This window comes from Neisseria meningitidis (assembly GCF_022869645.1).
Lineage (GTDB): Bacteria > Pseudomonadota > Gammaproteobacteria > Burkholderiales > Neisseriaceae > Neisseria > Neisseria meningitidis.
The window spans coordinates 1576808-1595767 of the sequence record NZ_CP064367.1 but is presented as its reverse complement, the minus strand read 5'-3'; the positions used below and the strand labels follow the sequence as shown (position 1 = coordinate 1595767).

General features: G+C 49.8%; 24 protein-coding genes, 1 tRNA gene and 1 pseudogene. 14 read left to right on the top strand and 12 right to left on the bottom strand.

The window, feature by feature from the left end; all coding sequences use genetic code 11:
• Positions 1–4: 4 nt before the first annotated feature.
• From IUJ45_RS08170 to IUJ45_RS08135, 8 genes and pseudogenes are all read left to right on the top strand, one after another.
• Positions 5–679 carry an HINT domain-containing protein gene (locus IUJ45_RS08170; RefSeq protein ID WP_002246773.1) on the top strand — a complete coding sequence of 225 codons (675 nt, stop codon included), beginning with the start codon at positions 5–7 and terminating at the stop codon, positions 677–679.
• A complete protein-coding gene (locus tag IUJ45_RS08165) occupies positions 657–938 on the top strand; it encodes a hypothetical protein (protein WP_002233526.1) in 282 nt (93 codons plus the stop codon). Before IUJ45_RS08170 ends, IUJ45_RS08165 begins: the two co-directional genes overlap by 23 nt.
• A 55-nt stretch (positions 939–993) precedes the next feature.
• Positions 994–1167: pseudogene (locus tag IUJ45_RS08160) on the top strand (HINT domain-containing protein); the annotation flags it as partial.
• Positions 1148–1603 (top strand): hypothetical protein, encoded by a 456-nt coding sequence (locus tag IUJ45_RS08155; RefSeq protein ID WP_002245660.1) that lies wholly within the window; start codon positions 1148–1150, stop codon positions 1601–1603. The pseudogene IUJ45_RS08160 and the gene IUJ45_RS08155, both read left to right, overlap by 20 nt.
• Positions 1604–1671: 68 nt before the next feature.
• Complete coding sequence (locus IUJ45_RS08150) at positions 1672–2049, top strand: immunity 41 family protein (protein ID WP_002245869.1); 378 nt, start codon at positions 1672–1674, stop codon at positions 2047–2049.
• A gap of 304 nt (positions 2050–2353) precedes the next feature.
• On the top strand, positions 2354–2755 hold the full coding sequence (locus IUJ45_RS08145; RefSeq protein ID WP_000695010.1) for a hypothetical protein: 402 nt from the start codon (positions 2354–2356) through the stop codon (positions 2753–2755).
• Positions 2756–2920: 165 nt separating this feature from the next.
• Positions 2921–3370, top strand: a complete 450-nt coding sequence (locus tag IUJ45_RS08140) for a hypothetical protein (RefSeq protein WP_002234680.1) — start codon at positions 2921–2923, stop codon at positions 3368–3370.
• Positions 3371–3534: 164 nt separating this feature from the next.
• Positions 3535–4659 (top strand): hypothetical protein, encoded by a 1125-nt coding sequence (locus tag IUJ45_RS08135; protein ID WP_002246782.1) that lies wholly within the window; start codon positions 3535–3537, stop codon positions 4657–4659.
• 86 nt (positions 4660–4745) lie between these two features.
• Here the strand turns inward: IUJ45_RS08135 and IUJ45_RS08130 are convergent, their stop codons facing one another.
• The 5 genes from IUJ45_RS08130 to glnA all read right to left on the bottom strand — a co-directional run bounded on the left by IUJ45_RS08130 (position 4746) and on the right by glnA (position 9320).
• A complete protein-coding gene (locus IUJ45_RS08130) occupies positions 4746–5021 on the bottom strand; it encodes a hypothetical protein (protein WP_002246811.1) in 276 nt (91 codons plus the stop codon).
• A 16-nt stretch (positions 5022–5037) separates the two neighbouring features.
• Positions 5038–5805 carry an RTX iron-regulated FrpC family protein gene (locus IUJ45_RS08125; RefSeq protein ID WP_010981284.1) on the bottom strand — a complete coding sequence of 256 codons (768 nt, stop codon included), beginning with the start codon at positions 5803–5805 and terminating at the stop codon, positions 5038–5040.
• Between the two features lie 386 nt (positions 5806–6191).
• Positions 6192–6467: a GIY-YIG nuclease family protein gene (locus IUJ45_RS08120; RefSeq protein WP_002245867.1), complete on the bottom strand. Its 276-nt coding sequence runs from the start codon at positions 6465–6467 to the stop codon at positions 6192–6194.
• Positions 6464–7747, bottom strand: coding sequence for an MFS transporter (locus tag IUJ45_RS08115; RefSeq protein WP_002245866.1), 1284 nt, complete (start codon positions 7745–7747; stop codon positions 6464–6466). Before IUJ45_RS08115 ends, IUJ45_RS08120 begins: the two co-directional genes overlap by 4 nt.
• A gap of 154 nt (positions 7748–7901) precedes the next feature.
• Positions 7902–9320 carry a type I glutamate--ammonia ligase gene (gene glnA, locus IUJ45_RS08110; protein ID WP_002245865.1) on the bottom strand — a complete coding sequence of 473 codons (1419 nt, stop codon included), beginning with the start codon at positions 9318–9320 and terminating at the stop codon, positions 7902–7904.
• A 310-nt stretch (positions 9321–9630) separates the two neighbouring features.
• Here glnA and aroE point away from each other — a divergent pair, with 310 nt between their 5' ends.
• Entirely contained in the window at positions 9631–10440 is an 810-nt protein-coding gene (aroE, locus tag IUJ45_RS08105; protein ID WP_002246810.1) for a shikimate dehydrogenase, read from the top strand.
• Between the two features lie 2 nt (positions 10441–10442).
• On the top strand, positions 10443–11144 hold the full coding sequence (mtgA, locus tag IUJ45_RS08100) for a monofunctional biosynthetic peptidoglycan transglycosylase (protein ID WP_002246789.1): 702 nt from the start codon (positions 10443–10445) through the stop codon (positions 11142–11144).
• A gap of 324 nt (positions 11145–11468) precedes the next feature.
• Here mtgA and IUJ45_RS08095 read toward each other — a convergent pair.
• The 6 genes from IUJ45_RS08095 to IUJ45_RS08070 all read right to left on the bottom strand — a co-directional run bounded on the left by IUJ45_RS08095 (position 11469) and on the right by IUJ45_RS08070 (position 15360).
• Positions 11469–11544 (bottom strand) — tRNA-Phe (locus IUJ45_RS08095).
• Between the two features lie 190 nt (positions 11545–11734).
• A complete protein-coding gene (gene lptB, locus IUJ45_RS08090; RefSeq protein WP_002246776.1) occupies positions 11735–12469 on the bottom strand; it encodes an LPS export ABC transporter ATP-binding protein in 735 nt (244 codons plus the stop codon).
• Between the two features lie 73 nt (positions 12470–12542).
• Positions 12543–13073 (bottom strand): lipopolysaccharide transport periplasmic protein LptA, encoded by a 531-nt coding sequence (lptA, locus tag IUJ45_RS08085; RefSeq protein WP_002216438.1) that lies wholly within the window; start codon positions 13071–13073, stop codon positions 12543–12545.
• Positions 13054–13635 (bottom strand): LPS export ABC transporter periplasmic protein LptC, encoded by a 582-nt coding sequence (gene lptC / locus IUJ45_RS08080; RefSeq protein ID WP_002233513.1) that lies wholly within the window; start codon positions 13633–13635, stop codon positions 13054–13056. The genes lptA and lptC overlap by 20 nt, the downstream gene beginning before the upstream one ends.
• Positions 13632–14168, bottom strand: coding sequence for a KdsC family phosphatase (locus tag IUJ45_RS08075; protein ID WP_001148016.1), 537 nt, complete (start codon positions 14166–14168; stop codon positions 13632–13634). Before IUJ45_RS08075 ends, lptC begins: the two co-directional genes overlap by 4 nt.
• 217 nt (positions 14169–14385) lie before the next feature.
• Positions 14386–15360, bottom strand: a complete 975-nt coding sequence (locus tag IUJ45_RS08070) for a KpsF/GutQ family sugar-phosphate isomerase (protein ID WP_002245862.1) — start codon at positions 15358–15360, stop codon at positions 14386–14388.
• Between the two features lie 96 nt (positions 15361–15456).
• Here IUJ45_RS08070 and tal point away from each other — a divergent pair, with 96 nt between their 5' ends.
• From tal to gluQRS, 4 genes are read left to right on the top strand one after another with little or no spacing between them, the layout of a single operon-like run.
• Positions 15457–16512, top strand: a complete 1056-nt coding sequence (gene tal / locus IUJ45_RS08065) for a transaldolase (protein WP_002230233.1) — start codon at positions 15457–15459, stop codon at positions 16510–16512.
• 13 nt (positions 16513–16525) lie between these two features.
• On the top strand, positions 16526–16660 hold the full coding sequence (locus tag IUJ45_RS11000) for a hypothetical protein (RefSeq protein ID WP_002252676.1): 135 nt from the start codon (positions 16526–16528) through the stop codon (positions 16658–16660).
• 4 nt (positions 16661–16664) lie between these two features.
• Entirely contained in the window at positions 16665–16955 is a 291-nt protein-coding gene (locus IUJ45_RS08060; protein ID WP_002246803.1) for a hypothetical protein, read from the top strand.
• 16 nt (positions 16956–16971) lie between these two features.
• On the top strand, positions 16972–17859 hold the full coding sequence (gene gluQRS / locus IUJ45_RS08055; RefSeq protein ID WP_002230231.1) for a tRNA glutamyl-Q(34) synthetase GluQRS: 888 nt from the start codon (positions 16972–16974) through the stop codon (positions 17857–17859).
• A gap of 69 nt (positions 17860–17928) precedes the next feature.
• Here the strand turns inward: gluQRS and dusA are convergent, their stop codons facing one another.
• Positions 17929–18939, bottom strand: coding sequence for a tRNA dihydrouridine(20/20a) synthase DusA (gene dusA / locus IUJ45_RS08050; RefSeq protein ID WP_002245860.1), 1011 nt, complete (start codon positions 18937–18939; stop codon positions 17929–17931).
• Positions 18940–18960: the final 21 nt, after the last annotated feature.

Genomic DNA, 18960 nt, shown 5'->3' with positions numbered 1-18960 from the left:
CACCTTGGTCAAAACGGCAGACGGCTACAAAGCCATTGCCCATATTCAAGCCGGCGACCGCGTCTTCGCCAAAGATGAAACCAGTGGAAAAACTGGATACAAACCTGTTACCGCCCAATACGGCAATCCGTATCGGGAAACCGTTTACATTGAAATTTCAGACGGCATCGGCAACAACCAAACCCTGATTTCCAATAAAATCCACCCGTTTTACAGTCAAGGAAAATGGATACAGGCAGGTCGTCTGAAAAAAGGCGACACCCTGCTTTCCGAAAGCGGTGCAAAACAGACGGTTCAAAACATTACCCTCAAACAGCAGCCGCTCAAAGCCTACAACCTGACCGTTGCCGACTGGCATACCTATTTCGTCAAGGGTAATCAGGCGGAAACGGAAGGGGTTTGGGTTCATAATGAGTGTCCGACCAAACCAAAACCAACTAATCATGCCCAACAAAGAAAAGAAGAAGCTAAAAACGATTCTCATCGAAGTGTGGGAGATTCCAATCGTGTCGTTCGCGAAGGAAAGCAATATTTAGATGCCGACACAGGAAACCATGTTTATGTAAAAGGAGAAAAAGTGGTTATTCTAACTCCTGATGGAAGACAGGTAACTCAATTTAAGAACTCGAAAGCCAATACGTCAAAAAGGGTAAAAAATGGAAAATGGACACCGAAATAATCGATCTCCCTTAGAAAAAAGAATTTTTTATCTGGAGCATTCGGGACAGTATCTGATGATTTGCGCCCTATCAGATTACTCCAAAAATAAACATACTGTCGTTATGGCAAATTTTCTCTATCCAAATGAAAAAATGGATTGGAGAAATTTAGATGATTTGTTCAATGAGTTGGTTTTAGAGGAATTACAGTCTTCATTTATGGATTGGTATCCAACTATTGAAGAGGCAATTAGCCATCATTTAGAAGATTTTTCGTAACAAGCATAAATCAAAAAGTCGTCTGAAACTGCTTTTAATTTTCAGACGACCTTGAGATGGCGGTCGAAGTCAAATATCAGCGGAATCAAAAGTTGCTGAATTAGAAAATAAAATTATTCCCGGAATGCCCAAAAATGAACGCTTAAAGATTAAGCAAAAAATCAGAAATATTACAAAAAATGCCAATCGAAAAGCAAAAGGAGAAGAGCATGGTCGACGCGGTCGTTAAAACTCCCGAATTTGTACCTTTTACTTCTGTAGGAATATTCCGTTTTGGTGCGGATATAACACAATACAAAAACATACTGGAAACTTTTATGTATGAACCTCCTGATGAGTTTAGAACAGAATATTATGAATCTCCCGACTCAAATTTACTCATTGCCGTCAAAAAAAACAAAATTATTTCGATATTTTGTTATCAGGAGCTATATTTTATGGGCGTTAATTTAATAGGTCTAAATTTTGAAGATTTTAAACAACTTTTCCATCACCCTAAATCATACGGTGTTGATGAATATTATTTATCAAATGAATCTTATCCGACATATGTCTATGAGTTTGATGAAATAGGGGTACAAGCATGGGAAGCAAAAGGGAAAGTTGTTACTATCATTGCCGGGGGTAAAGACAATTATTCAACAGAACCTTACTACGATGAATAACATTACAGAAAAGAAACAAGAAACGGTACATTTGATAAAAACCTAAATCGTATTGGAGATTAATTATTATGTGTGAGTTCAAGGATTTTAGAAGAAACATCCCTTGTTTTGAAGAGTATGACGAAAATTCATTTATTGGCAAATGGTATGATGACGGGGTGTGGGATGATGAAGAATATTGGAAATTGGAGAATGATTTAATCGAGGTTAGAAAAAAATATCCTTATCCGATGGATATACCAAGGGATATTGTGATTGGAATCGGTACCATTATTGATTTTTTAATGGTTCCAAATTGGGAGCTTTTTGAAATTAAAGCTTCCCCTTGGTTGCCTGATAGTGTGGGAATTCATGAACGTTATGAAAGATTCACAACGATGCTCCGTTATATTTTTACCGAGAAAGACATAGTCAACGTGCGATTTGATTATTACAACAAAAAATAGCCAAACCCGGCAATCAAAATGCCGTCTGAAGCGATATTTGCTTTTCAGACGGCATTTTGATGAATGAAACAGGATATTAAGAACTAAGTTCTTCAAAAATCCTGCCTCCGTCCCTTATACGTCGGTGCTTTAGTCAAAACGGCAGACGGCTGAAAAGCAAACACTGTCATCAACCATTTGAAGACCGGATGGAATAGGAAAGAAAATCGGTAAAATCTCCACGATTAGACGGTAAAATACCTCGGTGTCGCTGAAACCCTGATCGTCGTGTTGCCAAAACAAAAATCAGATATGGAAAACGATAGTGAAGATTAAACCATTACAATTTTCTAACAATAGTCGCAGATTTTACGTAGACAAAATTTGTGTTACCGAACAAGATGTGAACATTTTGGCATCCGACCGAAATTATGAATTAAATATTGAAATATTTATTGACAATATAATTCATTTTCAAATAACAGATGAATCTTATAAAGTAAAATTTTCAGAATATTTATTTGAAAATAAAGAAAAAAATGATTGGGATAGAAATCCTGCTATAAATTATTTTTTCGAGATAATAGATGACAGTTATATGGACTGGTTGAAAGAAGAAAGTTTTGGTTTTTTTGAAAAGAAATATTATAAGGCTTACATTTTCTTTTTTAGCGATTCTGTAATAGAAGTTATCAGCTCGACAGAACCTGTATTTTATTCAAAATAACAAATTATCAAACAAAGCTCTGATTAAAAACCCAACAATCAAAATGCCGTCTGAAGCGGTATTCGGCTTTCAGACGGCATTTTCTCCGATTAGCACAGGATGCCGGGGCTTGCCGGCTTGATTTTGCCGAAATTGTTGGCACGCAATTGGGAGGGGCGGCAACCTATGGAAAATAGATTTGAAAAAATCGTTAAGGATATTTTTAGTTTTACCCAATTTGTTTCCGAAGCAGAAAATGAGATTCCTAACCAATCCTCCCGTTATTACGACTGTTGGTGGGAATTGGAAATCTTGAATGCTTCCGCATTGGAAGATTGGGAAATATCGGGAAAGCCTGAAAAATGGGAGAAATGGACAGAAAAATATCAGACCGAAGCGTTACAGTCAGTCAAGCATCTATTTGCCGAAGAAGTTCCTGAAAATAATATAGTTTGCAATATTTCTCATTTTTTGCATTTTGCCGATCGGGCAGAAGCCGACATTCCCAATCAATCACGTTCATATGCCGAATATTGGTGGGAAATGGAAATGTTCAAAATGTCGGTTTTAGAAGATTGGGAACGCTCGGGAAGACCGTTAAATTGGGAAAAATGGCAAAGGCAATATCGATCTTAAGCATTTGAATTAGTTGAAAATTTGAATCAAAGCAAACAAGAGTAACAAGCCGCAGCCTGCATAGGTTTTTTTAAAGTACGGCAGCAAGCGTAGATTAGATTAAAAATCAAACAATCAAAGCTCGTCTGATATAATCGATATATTCTGTTAAACGAAAAATAAATATGTTTAAAAAATTCAAACCGGTACTGTTGTCATTTTTTGCACTTGTATTTGCCTTTTGGCTGGGAACGGGTATTGCCTATGAGATTAATCCGCGTTGGTTTTTGAGCGATACGGCAACTGAAAATCCGAATGCTTTTGTGGCGAAACTTGCCCGCCTGTTCCGAAATGCCGACAGGGCGGTTGTCATCGTGAAGGAATCGATGAGGACGGAGGAAAGTCTTGCCGGAGCTGTGGATGACGGTCCGTTGCAGTCGGAGAAGGATTATCTTGCACTCGCTGTCCGGCTCAGTCGTTTGAAAGAAAAGGCGAAATGGTTTCACGTAACGGAGCAGGAACATGGGGAAGAGGTTTGGCTGGATTACTATATCGGCGAGGGCGGTTTGGTTGCGGTTTCGCTTTCGCAACGCTCGCCGGAAGCGTTTGTTAATGCCGAATATCTGTATCGGAACGATCGTCCGTTTTCTGTAAATGTGTACGGCGGAACGGTTCACGGGGAAAATTATGAAACGACAGGAGAATATCGGGTTGTTTGGCAACCGGACGGTTCGGTATTTGATGCGTCGGGGCGCGGGAAAATCGGGGAAGATGTTTATGAGCATTGCCTCGGGTGTTATCAGATGGCCCAGGTATATTTGGCGAAATATCGGGATGTCGCGAATGATGAGCAGAAGGTTTGGGACTTCCGCGAAGAGAGTAACCGGATTGCGTCGGACTCGCGCGATTCTGTGTTTTATCAGAATATGCGGGAATTGATGCCCCGAGGGATGAAGGCAAACAGTCTTGTGGTCGGCTATGATGCGGACGGTCTGCCGCAGAAAGTCTATTGGAGTTTCGACAATGGGAAAAAACGCCAGAGTTTCGAATATTATTTGAAAAACGGAAATCTTTTTATTGCACAATCTTCGACGGTAGCATTGAAAGCGGATGGCGTAACGGCGGATATGCAGACCTATCATGCGCAACAGACGTGGTATTTAGATGGCGGGCGGATTGTCCGCGAAGAGAAACAGGGGGACAGACTGCCTGATTTTCCTTTGAACTTGGAAGATTTGGAAAAAGAGGTGAGCCGTTATGCAGAGGCTGCGGCGAGACGTTCGGGCGGCAGGCGCGACCTTTCTCACTGAACGCAAATGCCGTCTGAAACCGGTTTTCAGACGGCATTGGAGAGTCAAACGCTTTTTGCAATGCCGTATATGCCGAATCCGATTCGCTACAAATTGAAAACCACAATCCAAAAAACGGAAATACACATTAAACGGATCTTTTTACCGACCGTATCATCCCATAGGTTTTCCACACCTTTTTTCATCCATAAATTCAAACCATTTAAGTTTGCATCCTTACCGACAATTGCAGCAGCATCATCCGCATAACGGTCACCCAAATTAGCCAAATAACGCCAACCGCCATAGGTATCGCCACGGGAAGCATAACCACGCAAGGTTTGGATTTGTTCTGGTGTTAAAACAACTTCACCCTCATTCATAATAAGATCCTTTAAATTATTTTTTACTTGGATTGTTTACAAAACTCTGTACCAATTGCTCTACTTGTTGGTGATAACCTACCAACTCCTGCTGTGTGAGCTGCTGCTTTTCCCGAATAAACGGGTAATACCGTACCGTGAAACCGTTAATACAGGAACCTACGCTAGTGCTGTAATCGTTCTCTCCATACCTATGATAGTTCCGATGAGTAATAATCGCCGGATTTTCTCCTTTTTTAATATAGTAAAATTCATGAAAATATGGATTTTCAGGAATATGTCTTTTATCTTCATAAGCTTCATATTCAGGATAGGCAGATGGCATTTTTTTAACCCCGTAAGTAAGCAATCTTTCTCCCATAGTCGTACTTAAACTACACGCATCTTTTCGGATAACAATATCGTCCACGCTATCCAAACCATCGCGTAGAAATTGGATAAAGTGCGCTTTGTTCTGCTGGTTGTATGGCTCAAGAACCCAGCCTTGGTCGGTTTTTTTGTAATAGACGCTAATCTCTATCAAATTAATGGAGTAAGCATCCTGCCCGGGCGTGTCGGAAAGCCATTTTGTGGCATTGTCTTGCGTATACCGTGCAAGATAGCCATAAGGGATAACCATTTTGGTGCCCTGAAAATCAAATGTAACCGTATGTTCAAATCCTGTCATTGGCTCGGGATTGTTGAAACTGGTTTGTTCATTAACAGGTTCACATGAGGTCATAGTAAAAACACTCCCAATAGACAAAATAAAAAGTTGATAAATGGTAGTAGCATATGGTCTCATAATTTCAAGCTTAGAAATTAGTTAAAGAATATATTCATGGTAGATACTAACTCTTTAAGTTGACATATTGTGCGATGTCGAGGGCTGTACCGTATTTTCCCATCGTATTTTCCCGTTCTTTATATGAGCGGCAGGCATCCTCATAAAAGAAGGGATACCGATAAGGAAAAATACCCCGGCATAAAAAATATACTGATTAATCAATACAAATCCAACAAACAGTTCATCGTATTCTTTTCTGTTGGCGTATAAAAAATACTGATATATGCCTTCACTTTCATAGGGCGACGCTTTATGTGCCGTCCTGTGTGTTGAAACGTCGGTTTTCCTTACCGCCTGCCCCGCTTTTCCCTGATTGCTGCCAACTGCCGTCCGAACCTGAACCGTCAGGTTTCAGACGGCATTTTTTCTGCCTGTTCCCACAATTTCCGTTTTTGTGCGGCGGTCAGTTTTTTGACGGCGATTTCCTGCCTGAGTGCCGTGCCTTTATCCATCCCGCCTGCAACGATACGCATCGCCACCGGTTTGAATACGCGGGTATATTTCGCGCCTTTTCCGGCCGTGTGGGCGGCAAGCCGCTGTTGCGGATTCGGGCTGATGCCGCAATAGAACGCGCTGTTTTCACACAATATCAGGTAAAGGCTCCAATTTGACGCGTTCATCTGCCTGCATCCTGAGTTTTCTCCCCGTTCCAAGGCGCAACTTTCAGCAGCAGCAGCATACCCGGTAGGGCAAGTACGAAACACAGTTGGAAAAACGGTACATAACCGAGCCATTCAATCAGATAACCGGCAAAGGAATTGATGACCGTACGGGGAACAGCGGACAGGCTGGTAAACAGCGCAAGCTGCGTTGCGGTAAATGCGGGATTGGTCTCGCGCGCCATATACGATACGAACGCCGCCGTCCCCAACCCCACGCCGACCGCTTCCGCGCCGATAACTGCCGCCAGCATCAGCCTCTCGCCTGTGCCGACCGTGTCGAAATGTCCGAACCCTGCCAGCCATACAAACCCCAAAACGGTTACAGCCTGCACCGCGCCGAATAGCCACAAGGCTTTGTTTACGCCGATTTTCAGCATCCACACGCCGCCCAAGATACCTGCCGCCACTGCCGGCCACAGTCCTGCATTTTTTGCAATCAAACCGATGTCTGTCTTGCTGAAACCCATATCCAGATAAAACGGCGTTGCCAACGCGGTTGCCATACTGTCGCCGAGTTTGTAAAGGAAGATAAACAGCAGCACGCACACCGCCGAAGCGATGCCCTTGCGCGTAAAAAATTCTTTAAACGGCTCTACCACGGTCTGCTTCAACGTTTTAGGAACGGCAGGAGGCAACACGGGTTCGCGCGCAAGAAACAGCGTCATCAGAAGGCCGGGCAGCATAAATAATGAAGTGATAACAAATACTTCTGACCACGGCATCCTGTCTGCCAACACCAAACTCAATGAACCGGGAATCAGGGCGGCAACCCGATAGGCGTTCACATGAACCGAGTTACCCAAACCCAATTCTTCGTCTGACAAAATCTCGCGCCTGAACGCATCCAATACAATGTCCTGACTGGCGGAAAAAAAAGCGACAAGCACCGACAAGCCGGCAATCAGCGGCAGATGATTACGGGGGTTTAAAAAGGCATATGCCGCCAAAGCTGCCAGCAAACCTGCCTGCGTCAGCAGCATCCACCCGCGCCGCCGCCCCAAAACGGGCAGCCTGACCGCGTCCATCAGCGGCGACCACAAAAATTTCCAAGTAAACGGCAGACCGATTAACGCCATCAGCCCGATGCTCTTCAAATCCACCTGCTCGCTGCGCAACCACGCCGGAATCAGGTTAATCAGAAAGTACAGCGGCAGCCCCGAGGTAAACCCCGTAAAAATACAGACAAGCATATTGCGGGAAAAGATTTGCCCGATAAAACCTGATTTCGATGCAGTCATCGTTCGTGCAGCCCAAAAAAACAAAAGCCTATTGTAGCAAATATCGCCCGCCTGCTGAAAAACGCCGCCCCGCGCCGCCGGTTTGCCGTTCAAATGCAAAATGCCGTCTGAAACTGTGTTCAGACGGCATTGCTTTTCTGAAAACCCGACGTGCTTACAGGCTGTAATACATTTCAAATTCCAGCGGGTGAGGTGCCATGCGGATGCGGCGTACGTCTTCTTCTTTGAAAGCGATGTAGCTGTCGATCCAGTCTTTGCTGAACACGCCGCCGCGCAGGAGGAATTCGTGGTCGGCCTTGAGGGCGGCGAGTGCTTCTTCCAAAGAAGCGCAAACGGTCGGCACCAATGTATCTTCTTCCGGCGGCAGATCGTAGAGGTTTTTATCGGCAGGATCGCCCGGATGGATTTTGTTTTGAATACCGTCCAAACCGGCCATCAACAAAGCGGCGAACGCCAAGTATGGGTTGGCGGTCGGATCGGGGAAACGCGCTTCGATGCGGCGCGCCTTGCTGCTGTTCACGGACGGAATGCGGATGGAAGCGGAACGGTTTTTGGCGGAGTAGGCGAGTTTGGTCGGCGCTTCAAAGTGCGGCACGAGGCGTTTGTAGGAGTTGGTGGACGGATTGGTAATCGCGTTCAGGGCTTTGGCGTGTTTGATGATGCCGCCGATGTAATAAAGGGCGGTGTCGCTCAAACCGGCATAGCCGTCGCCGGCGAACAGGTTTTGACCGTCTTTCCAGATGGATTGGTGAACGTGCATACCGCTGCCGTTGTCGCCCATAATGGGTTTGGGCATGAAAGTGGCGGTTTTGCCGAAGTTGTGGGCAACGTTTTGAATCACATATTTCATGTCTTGGGTTTGGTCGGCGCGTTTGACCAAGGTGGCGAAACGCGTGCCGATTTCCATTTGGCTGCCGGTACCGACTTCACTGTGGTGGACTTCGACTTCGATGCCGAGTTCTTCCAAAATGTTTACCATCGCGGAGCGCAGGTCTTGTCCCGCGTCAATCGGAGCAACGGGCGCGTAACCGCCTTTAACGGCAGGGCGGTGGCCGGTGTTTTGACCGTCCATGTGCAGGCCGCTTGCCCATGCGCCGCTTTCGGACGTGATTTCGTAACGGGTTTTGTGCATGTCGGTTTCAAATTCTACGCCGTCGAAGACGAAGAATTCAGGCTCGGGGCCGAAGTATGCCGTGTCGCCGATACCGGAAGATTTCAAATAGGCCTCGGCGCGGCGTGCGATGGAGCGCGGGTCGCGGTCGTAACCCTGACCGTCGGCGGGATCGATAACGTCGCAAGTCAACACAACAGTCGCATCATCATAAAAAGGATCGACGAAGGCCGTAGACGCATCGGGACGCAACTGCATATCGGAAGCCTGAATGCCTTTCCAGCCGCCGATAGACGAACCGTCAAACGCCTGACCGTTTTCAAACCACTCTTCGGGGTCTTCCAACACGATGCGCGCAGGCACGGTAAAGTGGTGCTGCTTGCCTTTGGTATCGGTAAAGCGCAAATCGACAAAGCGGGCTTCGCTTTCTTCAATCAATTTTACGGCGTTTTTAATAGACATTTTTCAGCTCCTGGAAAAGGGAAATAGCAAAATATGCGGAACGCGGCAGATTAGCTCAAAGCCAGCATGATTCTACCACGTCCATGCCGTCTGAAACTGGCCCTGCGTCAAATTCCAAGCTGTAAAATATAGTTTCAGACGGCAATATTGTCAACAATATGCTTCGGTTTGTCTGTTCAAAAGCGGAATACCCGCCCTTTTGTCCAAATGCCGACAAAACAGATGCCGCCTGAAAACAGTTCAGACGGCATCGTTCCCATCTTCGCGCCGCCGTTATAAAATGACCGCCCCGCCTTGATGGAATATGACTATGCACGCCCTCCCCCGCTACGCCGTTTTTGGCAACCCCGTCGCCCACAGCAAATCGCCGCAAATTCATCAACAATTTGCCCTTCAGGAAGGCGTTGACATTGAATACGAACGCATTTGCGCCGACATCGGCGGTTTCGCGCAGGCGGTTTCGACATTTTTTGAAACAGGCGGTTGCGGGGCAAACGTTACCGTACCGTTCAAGCAGGAAGCGTTTCATCTGGCGGACGAGCATTCTGAACGCGCATTGGCTGCCGGCGCGGTCAACACGCTGATTTTTCTGAAAAACGGAAAACTGCGCGGCGACAATACCGACGGTATCGGTTTGGCCAACGACATCACGCAGGTCAAAAACATTGCCATCGAAGGCAAAACCATCTTGCTTTTGGGCGCGGGCGGCGCGGTGCGCGGCGTGATTCCTGTTTTGAAAGAACACCGTCCTGCCCGTATCGTCATTGCCAACCGTACCCGCGCCAAAGCCGAGGAATTGGCGCAGCTTTTCGGCATTGAAGCCGTCCCGATGGCGGATGTGAACGGCGGTTTTGATATCATCATCAACGGCACGTCGGGCGGTCTAAACGGTCAGATTCCCGATATTCCGCCCGATATTTTTCAAAACTGCGCGCTTGCCTACGATATGGTGTACGGCTGCGCGGCAAAACCGTTTTTAGATTTTGCACGACAATCGGGTGCGAAAAAAACTGCCGACGGACTGGGTATGCTAGTCGGTCAAGCGGCGGCTTCCTACGCCCTCTGGCGCGGATTTACGCCCGATATCCGCCCCGTTATCGAATACATGAAAGCCCTATAAACATGTTCCGCATCATCAAATGGCTGATTGCCCTGCCCGTCGGCATCTTTATCTTTTTCAATGCCTATGTGTACGGCAACATCATTACCTACCGCGCCGTCGCGCCCCATCGGACTGCCTTTATGTCGATGCGGATGAAGCAGTTTGAACAGGAAGGTCGCGATGTCGCACTGGATTACCGCTGGATGCCCTACAAACGCATTTCCACCAACCTGAAAAAAGCCCTGATTGCTTCCGAAGATGCCCGTTTCGCCGGGCACGGCGGCTTCGATTGGGGCGGCATTCAAAACGCCATCAGGCGCAACCGGAACAGCGGCAAAGTGAAGGCGGGCGGCTCGACCATCAGCCAGCAGCTTGCCAAAAACCTGTTTTTAAACGAAAGCCGCAGCTATATCCGCAAAGGCGAAGAAGCGGCGATTACCGCGATGATGGAAGCCGTTACCGACAAAGACAGGATTTTTGAACTGTATTTAAACTCAATCGAATGGCACTACGGCGTTTTCGGCGCGGAAGCCGCGTCCCGGTATTTTTATCAAATACCCGCCGCCAAGCTGACCAAACAGCAGGCGGCAAAACTGACGGCGCGCGTCCCCGCCCCGCTCTACTACGCCGACCATCCGAAAAGCAAACGGCTCCGCAACAAAACCAATATCGTGCTCAGACGCATGGGTTCGGCAGAGTTGCCTGAAAGCGACACGGACTGATTGTTTCAGATATGGAAATGCCGTCTGAACTGCGGTTCGGACGGCATATGTTTTCTGGTTTTTATAGTGGATTAACAAAAATCAGGACAAGGCGACGAAGCCGCAGACAGTACAAATAGCACGGAATCGATTCACTTGGTGCTTCAGCACCTTAGAGAATCGTTCTCTTTGAGCTAAGGCGAGCCAACGCTGTACCGGTTTAAATTTAATCCACTATACCTGCCCGACAGCCGCAAAGACCGTATCATACATAGCAGGCATTGCGGTGCGGGATTACTGCCGCAAACGGCAGGCAAAAAAAATAACCGCTTCAAGGCGGTTTTTTGGTGGCCAGAGGCGGAATCGAACCGCCGACACACGGATTTTCAATCCGTTGCTCTACCAACTGAGCTATCTGGCCTTTGTCTGTCTCGTTAAGAGATGCGTATTAAACCAAATTACGGGACGACATGCAAGCATATCGGGCAATATTCTTTGAAAACAGGTTTAAGTCAATGTTTTAAATTTGAATTAATTTATGTAAAAACAACATAAATCCGTATTTTTGCCGCCTGCCCGACGATATTAGGTCGCCCGTCTGAAAAATATTTTCAATATTTGAAGTTCTTACCCAGATAAACAGAACGAACCTGTTCGTTTCCGACCAAATCATCAGGTTTTCCCGATGCCAGCACCGCACCGTCTGAAATGATGTAGGCGCGGTCGCAGATGCTGAGGGTTTCGCGTACGTTGTGGTCGGTAATCAGTACGCCGATGCCGCGCGATTTGAGGAAACCGATGATTTTCTGGATGTCGATGACGGCAATCGGATCGACGCCGGCAAAAGGTTCGTCCAACAAAATAAAATGCGGTTTCATGGCGAGTACGCGGGCGATTTCGACGCGCCGCCGTTCGCCGCCGGACAGCGACGGCGTGGGGCTGCGGCGCAAGTGTCCGATATTAAGGTCGGCGAGCAGTTTTTCGATTTCCCTGTCGATTTGATTTTTATCTTTGGTTCTGATTTCCAAGATGGCGCGGATGTTTTGTTCGACGGTCATTTTGCGGAATATCGAGGCTTCCTGCGGCAGGTAGCCGACGCCCAAGCGAGCGCGTTCGTGTATGGGCAGGTGGCGCAATTCCTGCCCGTCCAGCATCACGCTGCCCGCATCGGCGGCAATGAGTCCGACTATCATGTAGAAGCTGGTGGTTTTACCCGCGCCGTTGGGCCCGAGCAGGCCGACGACTTCTCCGCTTTCGATTTCGAGGGAGAAGCTTTTAACGACTTGGCGTTTTTTGAAACTTTTTTGCAGGTTTTGAACAACAAGGCGGCTGACGTTTGCGCTCATAAATATCTCTTCAATATCTTCGGTCGGCAAATGCCGTCCGAACCAGGTTTATGTTTCAGACGGCATTTTGGGATTATTCGGATTTTTGCGTACTCGAAGGCTGGATAACGACGCTGACCCTGCCGGATTTGGAAGCGGATTTTGCGCCGGATTTTGTGCTGCCGCTGATGGTATAGACTTCGGTTTTGGTGTTGTATGTAATCACCGCACCTTCGGCGACATCGCCGCCGCGCTGTACTTTGGCATTACCGGTTAAGACTACGGTGCTGCCTGCAGATGAATAAGCAACGTTGTTTGCCTGTCCGCGCACCGTGCCTTTGCCGCCGTCCAATGTCTGGCTGAAGCGGACTGGCGAACCTTCCGCCCTCACGGATTCGCCGCCTTTGCCGCCGCGTGTAACATTGACGCGGGCGGCGGAAATATTGAGCGTACCCTGTCTGATGACGACGTTTCCGCTGAATGTGGTGCTTTGGTTGGCTTGATCGAGCGAACCTTGGTCGGCCTCAATCTGAATAGGCTGCCTGCTGTCGCTTTGAAGGGCAAAAGCGGGGGACGCCGAAAAAAATGCTATTAAAACAAATAGCTTACATATCTTTTGTATCATAAATCGTGGCTTTCACTTTAGATGAGAAGTTCAACATGCCTGTTTTGTGGTCGTAAGTCATGCCGCCCGCCTGACCGTGCGATGCACCATATTGGAAACTGACAGGCGTATCGGTTTGGGCATATTGAGATTCGGTATCGACGTGCAGCTTTTCGGCTTCAACTTTACCCGCCTGCCGTTTGCCGTCGGCGGTTTTGGTCAGCACAACGTTGTTTTTAAAAAGAACCTGTTTGTTTTCGGTATGGTAAACGGCTTCATCGCTGCCGACTTCGTACAACAACCTGCCTTCTTGGAAGAACACGAGATGCGGTGAGTCGAAATGAATGTCGCTGCTTTCGGGAAACTGTTTCGCGCCCTTCGAACTCAAATGTTCTTTCAAGTATCCCTGTTCGTCAAACCGCCTGCCATCCAATCCGTCCATTGTGTATTGCGGTTCGTCGGGATTGAGCCTGACTTCTTCAATCTCGACTTCGCTGATGCGTCCCAACCATGCCGACAGGCTGCCCAAGGCAACCGCCAATATCAATGGGAACGCAATTCCGTACCGCCATCTTACTTTCATTTGATGTACTCGTTCAAAGCCGCGCCCAAAGTCCCTTGCGCCTGCATAATCAGGTCGCACACTTCGCGCACCGCGCCCGCACCGCCGGGGCGTTTGGCAATATAGGCGGCGTGTTGCAGCGTAAACCAATGCGCGTCGGGGACGGCAACCGGCAATCCGCAGCGTACCATAACGGGCAAATCGACCACGTCGTCGCCGACAAAGGCACACTCGGCTTCTTCCACGCCGACCTGAGCGCGCAGCTCTTCATACGCGGCGCGTTTGTCCGAAATGCCTTTGAAGTAGTAATTTATGCCCAACTGTTTGACGCGGATGCCGACGGAGGGCGCGTCCCGACCTGTGATAATCGCAGTCTGCACGCCGCTTGCCTGAAGCATTTTCAGACCGTGTCCGTCCAGTGTGTGAAACGATTTGATTTCTTCGCCGTTATCGCGGATAAAGATGCGCCCGTCGGTCAAAACGCCGTCCACATCCAGGATCAACAGTTTGATTTTGGCGGCGCGCGCCTGTAATTCGGGAGAAATTGCCTGCATGGGATTTCCTTGTTTTCAGACGGCATATCTTACCACAAATGCCGTCTGAAACGGCTGCAACGCCTTATATAGTGGATTAACAAAAATCAGGACAAGGCGACGAAGCCGCAGACAGTACAGATAGTACGGAACCGATTCACTTGGTGCTTCAGCACCTTAGAGAATCGTTCTCTTTGAGCTAAGGCGAGGCAACGCCGTACTGGTTTTTGTTAATCCACTATACAATCCGCGCCGCCAAAAGGTCGTGCATATTCAGCGCGCCGATCAGCACGCCATCTGCATCGGTAACCAGAAGCCCGTTCACATGGTTTGCCTGCATGACTTTCAGGGCTTCGGTGGCGAGACGTTCGGCGGAGATGGTTTTAGGATGCGTATGCATGACTTCGTCTATCGAAAGACCGGTAAAATTGTCGCATTCTTGAAACAGGCGGCGCAAATCGCCGTCGGTGAATACGCCTTTCAGACGGCCTTGCCCGTCCGTTACCGCCAACATGCCCAGCCCTTTTTCACTCATGCTGACGATGGCTTCTTTCAAGGGCGTGCCGAGTCGGACGGCAGGCAGGCCGCCGCCTTTGTGCATAATGTCGGCAACGCGCAAAAGTAGGCGTTTGCCGAGGCTGCCGGCAGGGTGGCTCAAGGCGAAGTCGTCGGGCGTGAACGCGCGGGCGCGCAGCAGGACAACCGCCAACGCATCGCCCAAAGCCATAACGGCGGTGGTGCTGGTGGTCGGGGCAAGCCCCAGCGGGCAGGCTTCTTTGGAAACCGACGCCGTGATGTGGATGTCGGCATGGCGCGCCATGGTTGAATCGGGGCGGGCGGTGATGCAGACAAGCGTGATATCTTTGCGTTTGAGCGCGGGGATGATGGCGGCGATTTCGTCGCTTTCACCGGAATTGGAAATCGCGACGACCACGTCGTTGTCCACAATCATGCCCAAATCGCCGTGTGCCGCTTCCGCAGGGTGGACGAAAAACGCGGGCGTGCCGGTCGAGGCCATGGTTGCCGCCATTTTGCGCCCGATATGTCCCGACTTGCCCATGCCCGTGATAACGACCCTGCCTTTGCAGTGCAACAACGCGTCCGCCGCAAGGGCGAAGTTTTCGTCCAAATCCGCCGCAATTTCGCGCAAGCCTTCCGCTTCGGTGTGCAACACTTCGCGTGCCCAATCAAGATATTTTTCGTTTCCTGCCATCGCCATCCGCCTTTGCTGTAATAAAACTACCCAAAATTTCCGAATCGGGGTAGCATAAGCCTTTGAAACATACACATCCATCCAAAGGAATCAGAAATGACTATTTTATCGGACGTTAAAGCATTAGGACAACAAATCTGGCTGGACAACCTTTCCCGCTCGCTCGTGCAAAGCGGCGAATTGGCGCAAATGCTGAAACAAGGCGTGTGCGGCGTAACTTCCAATCCCGCCATCTTTCAAAAAGCCTTCGCCGGCGATGCGCTTTACGCCGACGAGGTTGCCGCCCTCAAGCAGCAAGACCTGACCCCCAAACAACGCTACGAAACGATGGCGGTTGCCGATGTGCGTGCCGCCTGCGGCGTCTGTCTTGCCGAACACGAATCCACCGGCGGCAAAACCGGCTTCGTCAGCCTCGAAGTTTCGCCCGAATTGTCCAAAGACGCGCAAGGCACGGTTGAAGAAGCGCGCCGCCTCTACGCCGCCATCGGGTGCAAAAACGCGATGATTAAAGTGCCTGCCACCGACGCAGGCATCGATGCGCTCGAAACCCTCGTTTCAGACGGCATCAGCGTGAACCTGACCCTGCTGTTCTCACGCGCCCAAACCCTCAAAGCCTACGCCGCCTACGCGCGCGGCATTGCCAAACGCTTGGCAGCCGGACAAAGCGTTGCCCATATCCACGTCGTCGCCAGCTTCTTCATCTCGCGTGTGGACAGTGCGCTGGACACAACACTGCCCGACCGGCTCAAAGGCAAAATCGCCATCGCCCTTGCCAAAGCCGCCTATCAAGATTGGGAACAATATTTCACCGCCCCCGAATTTGCCGCACTGGAAGCCCAAGGCGCAAACCGCGTGCAGCTTTTATGGGCATCTACCGGCGTGAAAAACCCAGCCTATCCCGACACGCTCTACGTTGACAGCCTGATCGGCGCGCACACCGTCAACACCGTTCCCGATGCCACGCTCAAAGCCTTTATCGACCACGGCACAGCCAAAGCCACGCTGACCGAAGGCGCGGACGAAGCGCAAGCGCAGCTTGCCGAAATTGCCGCGCTCGGCATCGATGTCGAAACCTTGGCGGCGCGTTTGCAGGAAGACGGTTTGAAACAATTTGAAGAAGCCTTTGAAAAACTGCTCGCACCGTTGGTTTAAACTTTTCATCCCGATGCCGTCTGAAAGGCTTTCAGACGGCATCGCCCGTTTGACCGGACACAGTGCGGCATATCAAGGATTCACCCTAAAAATATTAATGGGCAAGAAGTTAATGCACGACATTACCCACCAACACAAAAGGAAATAGAATCATGGCAAAAGCACTCGAAATCATTTCACCCAATGAAATTTATTCAGATCTGATTTTTAAGAATCCGGTACCTCCCCATACAATATATACAGAATTGATGAAACTGGTTAGTAGAAATGCAAGTAATGAGAGAATCGCAGATAGAGCCTTCGATTTTTTCTCGTCCGGCCTTATGGATGGTTCAGCTACCGAAGAGCAATATAATGCCCTATATGATTTAACCTTACTTGAAGAACCCGGGATGGAACTGAATAAAGATGAGATAATGGCTTTGATTAATAGTCTTAAATAAAGGGGCCGTACCGGATATGTACACAGGACGTTTCGCCCCCAGCCCGACCGGGCTGCTCCACATCGGCTCGCTGCTGACCGCCGCCGCTTCCTATGCCGATGCACGCTCAAACGGCGGCAAATGGCTGGTCCGCATGGAAGACCTCGATCCGCCGCGCGAAATGCCGGGGGCGGCAAACCATATCCTGCACACGCTTGAGGCATTCGGATTCGAGTGGGACGGAGAAGTCGCCTATCAGAGCCGCCGTTACGCCCTGTATGAAGAAACACTATGCCGTCTGCAAACCGCCGGACTGGTCTATCCCTGCCATTGCAGCCGCAAAGACTGGCAGACCGGGGCAAGGCGGGGCGCAGACGGGTTCGTCTATAACGGACGCTGCCGCAATCCGCAGCAACGCCCTGCACCGCAAGGCAAACAGCCGGCGTGGCGCATCCGCGTCCCCGACCGCGTTATCGGTTTTTCAGACGGCATCGTCGGCGGTTACGCCCAAAACCTCGCCGGCGACATCGGCGATTTCGTCCTGCTTCGTGCAGACGGTTACTGGGCATACCAACTCGCCGTCGTTGCCGACGATGCCGAACAGGGCGTTACCCACATCGTCCGCGGACAAGACCTGCTCGTTTCTACGCCGCGCCAAATCTATTTGCAGCAGTGTTTGGACGTTCCGACACCGCAATATGCCCACCTGCCGCTGCTGACCAACGCACAAGGGCAGAAATGGTCGAAACAGACGCTCGCACCCGCATTGGATTTAAACCGCCGCGAACAACTCCTCCGCCAAGTGTTCCGTTACCTCAACCTGCCCGAAGCACCGGAAGCCGACCGCCCTGCCGAACTGCTCGACTGGGCGGTGGCACACTGGGATATGGACAAAGTGCCGAAACACGCCATTACCACCCCCTAAACACCGCCCGACAAACGCACAAATGCCGTCTGAAGCCTTCAGACGGCATTTCACACATACAGCCCCGCCCTATTCGCGCGTATTTGCCCGTTCGACCTCTTTCCACGCTTCGAGAATCAGGCTGCCGTCGTTGTCTTTCAAGAGCGTTGCGTCGGAAAGCATACGCCGCCAAGTCCGCGCGCCTTTCAAGCCGTGCATCAGCCCGAGGCTGTGACGGACGATATGGCGCAGGATTGTGCCGCGTCCGGCTTGGATTTGGGCTTGGCTGTATGTGTAGAGGCGTTGCACCAAATCGGCGTATCCGATCGGGTTCGCAGTGTCGCCGTAAAACAATCTGTCCCATTCGCGCATCACCATCGGGTTGTGGTACGCCTCGCGCCCGACCATCACGCCGTCAACGTGTTGCAGGTGTCCGGCGATTGCTTCGTTGGTGGTGATGCCGCCGTTGATGATGATTTCCAGCCCGGGAAACTCCTGCTTGAGGCGGTAAACGTAATCGTATTTCAACGGGGGAACGTCGCGGTTTTCTTTGGGGGAAAGACCGTCCAGCCAAGCGTTGCGGGCGTGGACGATGAAGGTTTTGCAGGCGGTTTTGTCGCGCAGCGTGCCGACGAAATCGGCAACGGTTTGGTATTCGGTCTGCCTGTCCACACCGATGCGGTGTTTGACGGTAACGGGAATACCGACCGCGTCCTGCATGGCGTTGAGGCAGTCGGCAACCAGCCCGACTTCGTTCATCAGACACGCGCCGAACGCGCCTTTCTGGACGCGCGGACTGGGGCAGCCGCAGTTGAGGTTGACCTCGTTGTAGCCGTATTCTTCGGCGGCTTTGGCGGCTTTCGCCAAATCGGACGGGTCGCTGCCGCCCAGTTGCAGGGCGACGGGCTGCTCGCCTTCGTTAAACATCAAAAAGCGGTCTTTGTCGCCGTAAACAATCGCGCCGGCGTTGACCATTTCGCTGTACAGCCAAGTATTGCGGGTAATCTGGCGCGCCATATAACGGTAGTGCCTGTCCGTCCAGTCGAGCATCGGGGCGACGGAAAGGCGGCGCGGGGGAAGGGTGTGTGTATTGTCGTTCATTGTCGATATTTCATCATTGCG

Bases quoted from the DNA above. Each gene is read 5' to 3' on its own strand.
- IUJ45_RS08075 (WP_001148016.1), bottom strand. From the start codon at position 14,168: ATGCAGGCAATTTCTCCCGAATTACAGGCGCGCGCCGCCAAAATCAAA.
- mtgA (WP_002246789.1), top strand. From the start codon at position 10,443: ATGTTCCGCATCATCAAATGGCTGATTGCCCTGCCCGTCGGCATCTTT.
- lptB (WP_002246776.1), bottom strand. From the start codon at position 12,469: ATGAGCGCAAACGTCAGCCGCCTTGTTGTTCAAAACCTGCAAAAAAGT.
- IUJ45_RS08155 (WP_002245660.1), top strand. From the start codon at position 1,148: ATGGTCGACGCGGTCGTTAAAACTCCCGAATTTGTACCTTTTACTTCT.
- glnA (WP_002245865.1), bottom strand. From the start codon at position 9,320: ATGTCTATTAAAAACGCCGTAAAATTGATTGAAGAAAGCGAAGCCCGC.
- IUJ45_RS08135 (WP_002246782.1), top strand. From the start codon at position 3,535: ATGTTTAAAAAATTCAAACCGGTACTGTTGTCATTTTTTGCACTTGTA.
- gluQRS (WP_002230231.1), top strand. From the start codon at position 16,972: ATGTACACAGGACGTTTCGCCCCCAGCCCGACCGGGCTGCTCCACATC.
- dusA (WP_002245860.1), bottom strand. From the start codon at position 18,939: ATGAACGACAATACACACACCCTTCCCCCGCGCCGCCTTTCCGTCGCC.
- lptA (WP_002216438.1), bottom strand. From the start codon at position 13,073: ATGATACAAAAGATATGTAAGCTATTTGTTTTAATAGCATTTTTTTCG.
- IUJ45_RS08115 (WP_002245866.1), bottom strand. From the start codon at position 7,747: ATGACTGCATCGAAATCAGGTTTTATCGGGCAAATCTTTTCCCGCAAT.
- aroE (WP_002246810.1), top strand. From the start codon at position 9,631: ATGCACGCCCTCCCCCGCTACGCCGTTTTTGGCAACCCCGTCGCCCAC.
- IUJ45_RS08060 (WP_002246803.1), top strand. From the start codon at position 16,665: ATGGCAAAAGCACTCGAAATCATTTCACCCAATGAAATTTATTCAGAT.
- IUJ45_RS08150 (WP_002245869.1), top strand. From the start codon at position 1,672: ATGTGTGAGTTCAAGGATTTTAGAAGAAACATCCCTTGTTTTGAAGAG.
- IUJ45_RS08125 (WP_010981284.1), bottom strand. From the start codon at position 5,805: ATGAGACCATATGCTACTACCATTTATCAACTTTTTATTTTGTCTATT.
- IUJ45_RS08140 (WP_002234680.1), top strand. From the start codon at position 2,921: ATGGAAAATAGATTTGAAAAAATCGTTAAGGATATTTTTAGTTTTACC.
- IUJ45_RS08165 (WP_002233526.1), top strand. From the start codon at position 657: ATGGAAAATGGACACCGAAATAATCGATCTCCCTTAGAAAAAAGAATT.
- tal (WP_002230233.1), top strand. From the start codon at position 15,457: ATGACTATTTTATCGGACGTTAAAGCATTAGGACAACAAATCTGGCTG.
- IUJ45_RS11000 (WP_002252676.1), top strand. From the start codon at position 16,526: ATGCCGTCTGAAAGGCTTTCAGACGGCATCGCCCGTTTGACCGGACAC.
- IUJ45_RS08120 (WP_002245867.1), bottom strand. From the start codon at position 6,467: ATGAACGCGTCAAATTGGAGCCTTTACCTGATATTGTGTGAAAACAGC.
- IUJ45_RS08130 (WP_002246811.1), bottom strand. From the start codon at position 5,021: ATGAATGAGGGTGAAGTTGTTTTAACACCAGAACAAATCCAAACCTTG.
- lptC (WP_002233513.1), bottom strand. From the start codon at position 13,635: ATGAAAGTAAGATGGCGGTACGGAATTGCGTTCCCATTGATATTGGCG.
- IUJ45_RS08070 (WP_002245862.1), bottom strand. From the start codon at position 15,360: ATGGCAGGAAACGAAAAATATCTTGATTGGGCACGCGAAGTGTTGCAC.